3 protein-coding genes and 1 pseudogene are annotated in these 4,602 nt (G+C 70.0%); all 4 read left to right on the top strand.

Annotation, left to right across the window (positions count from 1 at the left end; all coding sequences use genetic code 11):
• Positions 1-515, top strand: a pseudogene (locus tag VD972_RS34315) (VWA domain-containing protein); the annotation flags it as partial.
• 4 nt (positions 516-519) lie between these two features.
• Entirely contained in the window at positions 520-1,320 is an 801-nt protein-coding gene (locus VD972_RS34310) for a hypothetical protein (RefSeq protein WP_324993022.1), read from the top strand.
• A gap of 195 nt (positions 1,321-1,515) precedes the next feature.
• Positions 1,516-3,735 (top strand): protein-disulfide reductase DsbD family protein, encoded by a 2,220-nt coding sequence (locus tag VD972_RS34305; protein WP_324993021.1) that lies wholly within the window; start codon positions 1,516-1,518, stop codon positions 3,733-3,735.
• 88 nt (positions 3,736-3,823) lie between these two features.
• Positions 3,824-4,414, top strand: coding sequence for a thioredoxin family protein (locus tag VD972_RS34300; RefSeq protein WP_324993020.1), 591 nt, complete (start codon positions 3,824-3,826; stop codon positions 4,412-4,414).
• The last annotated feature ends 188 nt before the right edge of the window (positions 4,415-4,602 follow it).

The raw sequence follows: 4,602 nt of genomic DNA, 5'->3' as shown, positions 1-4,602 counted from the left end.
AGGGCGATGCCATGAGCGTGCTGCTCGGCGCCATCTCCCAGGCCTGTCTGCGCCGTGCGCTCTTCACCGGGCGCCTGACGGCCGCCGACTGGAACCTCGGTGTCACCGCCTCCTTCCAGGAGCGCGGCGACACGCGCTTGCCGTCCGTCACCGTCACCCGCGTGCTCCCCGACAGCCCTCAGGGACGGCTGGTCTTCGCGGTCAACGTGGAGCTGGATCTGGTGGCCGCCGAGGGCTCCGCGTGGAAGTCCCTCTCCCGCCGCGATGTCGACGCGGCCGGTCGCTCCCTCAACGAGGCCGAAGCCGCACTCCATGAGCTGGTGCGCCTCTCCGTCGACGAGGTGCCCGCGCGCCGTCATCTGGAGCGGCTGGCGGACCTGCGCCTCGCCGTGGAGCGCCGCGTGGCCGAGCTGCCCGCCCTCATGGTGCGTCGCGCGAAGGCCGAGGGCGCTCGCACCTCGCTCAGTCAGGTGATCCGCATGCCCGTCAACCCCAAGAAGAAGGTGGAGCACTGAGGCCATGGCCGCTGCGCTGGCCATCGTGCGCGAAGCGCTGCGTGAGTTCGATGCCAGCGGCGCCTTCTCCGAGCCCGCCTTCGCCGCCCTGCGCATGATGCTGGCCGGCACCGCTCCTGGAGAGCTGGTGGACGGCCTGCTCGGCCTCTTCTTCGAGCGCCACATCCTCCATGTCACGCGCCGGCGGGAGCTGCTCGAGATGGATGACGAGGCGCTGGGGCGTGCCCTGCGCCACCGCTTCCGTCAGGTGGTGGCGGACGGCCGGGACGGTCATGAGGCGGCCCACGCGCTCGGCGCCCACGTGCGTGATGTGCTCGCCCGCCTCACGGGCGATCTCCCCGAGTCCGCTCCCTGGCCTGTCCTCCTCACACAAGGAGAGCGCTTCAGCCGAGCCCTCGTCGAGGAGGCGATCTGTGCCTACGCCGTGGAGCTGACCCGCTGGCCTTCACCTTCGGAGGCCCTGCGCGAGCTGCTGCGCCGCTACTCCCTGGATGCCCCCGAGCCCCGGAGCGAGGACACCGGGTTGCACGATCCGCCAGAGGCGCTCCGCAGGCGCATGGACGCGCGGCGTCTGGCTCGGCAGCTCTTGGAGGTGCTCAAGCTCCAGGAGCGCGAGCTGCTGCGCCACCTCTTGATGGAAGAAGGCACCGTCGAGGACTGGGCGAGGGAGCAAGGCCTGGCGCGTGCCACGGCGTACCGCGTGCTCGCCCGGCTGAAGACCGTCTGCCGTACGGAGCTCCAGGGGCGCTCGAACAGCACCCAGCTCCGGGCGCTCGAGGAGCTGTTCGGCAGTCGGCGGCGGTAACCCATCTTCGCACGCACACGTACCAGGAGCCTGGGAGCCGAGGGGTGAAACTCCTGTCGGCTTTGTGCCACTATCGTTCCAGGGAATGCCTGTCCGCCCGGAGGGTTGCGAGCGGACGGACATTGGAAGTGGCGGGCGTCGGGCTGGCGGGTTAACGGGAGGCGCATGAAGGCTCTGCGGTCATCGCGGTCATCCATGTCGGGAGTGCTCCTGTGGGGCTTGGTGGTCTCCGCGGTGGCATGGGCGGAGCCGCCGGCCACGGCCACCGGCACCGGCGCGCCCGACGAGGGCAACCCGCGCGTGGAGGCGTCGCTGGTGGTGGACACCTCCCAGGTGAAGCCGGGCGAGAGCTTCCGGGTGGGTGTGCGCTTCCGGATGGATCCGGGCTGGTACATCTATTGGAAGAACCCAGGGGACTCGGGCCTGTCCACCCAGGTGTCGTGGGATGCGCCCGGTGTCACCGTGGGTGAGCTGCGCTGGCCCTTCCCTTCCACCTTCCGAACGCCGGACGGCTTCATCGTCACCCATGGCTACAAGGAGGAGGTGCTCCTCTTCGCCGAGGCGCGCGCCTCCCAGCAGGCCACCGGCAGCCTCACGCTGTCGGCCGCTGTGGACGCGTTGGTGTGCGAGCAGCGCTGCGTCCCCGCGGAGATCCTCCTCTCTCGCACCCTCCCTGTGGGTGCGGAGACGGTCCGCGATGCGGAGACCACGACTGCGTTCGACGCGGCCCAGGCCCAGGTTCCGCGCACCCTGGAGTCCTCGGGTATCTCGGTAGCGCTCGCGCTTGACGAGGAGAAGCTGAAGACCGGGCAACCGTTCACCGGCATCGTCACGGTCTCGGCGAGTGACGGAAAGTCCCTCCCGGCCGTAGAGCCGGACTTCTTCGTCCCCGAGCGCATTCGCGGCATTACCCGGATGGGGCTGACCTCGGAGGCCCCTGGCCGCTTCCGGCTCAAGGGGGACGCCGCACCGAACGCCCCCAAGGAGGCCCCGCGCTTCAAGGGGGTGCTGCGGCTGGGAACGGCGCAGACCGGGTACCAGAGCCTCGAGGTGGATCTGCCGCTCGCGCCCGTGGAGGTCGTTCCCGTGGCCGCGAAGGCCCCGCCTCCCGGGCTGCCTTTGATGACTCCTCCCGCCGTTGCCGCACAGGTGCAGGCCGGGGGGGCCGCGCCAGGAATGTCCCTGGGGCTGGCGCTGCTGTTCGCCTTCCTCGGAGGCGCCCTCCTCAACCTCATGCCCTGCGTCTTTCCCGTGCTGGCGCTCAAGGCCTACGGCTTCACGCGGATGGCGCAGGAGGACCAGAAGCACGTGGGCGTGCATGCGCTGGCGTACACGGGCGGAATTGTCGGGACGATGCTGTTGCTGGCCGGCGCGGTGCTTGGGGTGCGCGCGGGCGGCCACAGCGTAGGCTGGGGCTTCCAGTTCCAGGAGCCGCTCTTCGTTGCCGCCATCTGCGCGGTGCTCGTGGCCTTCGCCCTCAACCTCTTCGGCGTCTTCCATGTGGGCGCGGACGGGACGGCGCTGGCCGGCAAGGTGGATGCCTCCAGCGGCGTGGCGCGCAGCGTGGGCGAGGGCGTGCTCGCGGTGGTCCTCGCGACTCCCTGCTCGGCACCGATGATGGGCGCCGCGGTGGGCTTTGCCTTCGCGGCGGGCCCGGGCACGGTGCTGGCCATCTTCATCGCGCTCGGCCTGGGGCTGGCGCTGCCCTTCTGCGCCCTGGTCCTGGTGCCGGGGCTGGCGAAGCGGCTGCCGAAGCCGGGAGTGTGGATGGAGCGTGCCAAGCAGCTGCTGGGCTTCGCGCTGCTGGGCACCGCCGTGTGGTTGGTGTGGGTCATGGGGGGGCTTGCGGGGGTGGACGGCATCGGCCGGCTGCTCGCGTTCCTCGTCGCCGTGGCGGTGGGAGCGTGGCTGTATGGCCTGGCGCAGGCGACCGAGGGGACGCGGCGGCTCATCGGCGTCGGGGCTGCGGTGGTGGTGCTGGCCGCCGCCGGAGGCTTTGCCTTGCGCTTCGATGGGGTGGTCCCCACCGCGCGCGCCTCCGCGCTGTCAGCGGCGCAGCCATGGGACGAGGCCGCGGTGGCCGCCGCGCTGAAGGCCGGTCAGCCAGTCTTCATCGACTTCACCGCGGACTGGTGCCTCACGTGCAAGTTCAACGAGCGCACCGTGCTGGCGCGAGAGGATGTTCGCGCGGCCTTCTCACGCCACCAGGTCGCCTTCTTCGTGGCGGACTGGACGCGCCGGGATGAGCGCATCTCCGCCAAGCTGGGCGAGCATGGCCGCGCCGGAGTGCCCTTGTATCTCGTCATCAGTCCCTCGGCGCCGGAGCGCCCCGAGGTGCTGCCCGAGCTGCTCACCGTGGACATCGTCATCCAGGCCGTGCAGCGGGCAGCCGGGCCCAGCGCTGACGCGACGTGAGGGCGGCTCGCGCATCCGAGCTGCAGCAAGTTCTTTCTGGCGAGGGGCTCCTCTCTCGCCTCAACCTCCAGACAAGGGAGATGAAGCTATGAAGCGTGTCCTTACCGCCGTCATGCTCACCGCAGCTCTGGGCGTGGCTGGTCCCGCCTTCGCCGCGGACACCGCCGAGGTAGGCAAGCCTGCCCCCGCCTTCACGCTGAAGGACGAGGCCGGCAAGGAGCATTCGTTGGCGCAGTACCAGGGGAAGATTGTCGTGCTGGAGTGGACCAACCCCGACTGCCCCTTCGTTCAGCGCCACTACAAAGCCGACACCATGCAGAACACCCTGAAGGGCTTCGACGGACAGAAGGTGGTGTGGCTGGCCGTGGACTCCACCTCCAGCAATACACCCGACAAGTCCGCGTCGTGGAAGAAGGGGGAGGGCTTCACCTATCCCGTGCTGGTGGACGCGGAGGGCAAGGTGGGTAAGACCTACGGCGCGAAGACGACGCCGCACATGTACGTCATCGACGAGAAGGGCGTGCTGCGCTACGCCGGAGCCATCGACGATGATCCGCGCGGCAAGAACGCCAGCGCCGTCAACCACGTGAAGACAGCGGTGGACTCGCTGCTCACGGGCAAGCCCGTGCCGGCCGCCACCACCGAGCCCTACGGCTGCAGCGTGAAGTACAAGAGCTGAGCAGGTTGCCACCTCACGGTGTCAGAAGGCCTCCGTCTCCAGCGGGGGCCTTTTTTGCTGGCTGAGTTCCGGACCCGAGGCCTACGCGGCCACGGGCGCCGCGCGGAAGCGGACGTGGGCGGAGAGCTCGCGGCGGCGGCCCCTGCGCAGGACGTCCAGGCGCACCTCGAGCTCATCGGACAAGGCCA

It is taken from the genome of Hyalangium sp., assembly GCF_035629615.1.
In the GTDB taxonomy this organism is placed as follows: Bacteria; Myxococcota; Myxococcia; order Myxococcales; family Myxococcaceae; genus Hyalangium.
The sequence above is the reverse complement of the archived record's forward strand: the minus strand, read 5'-3'. Positions and strand labels throughout refer to the sequence as shown.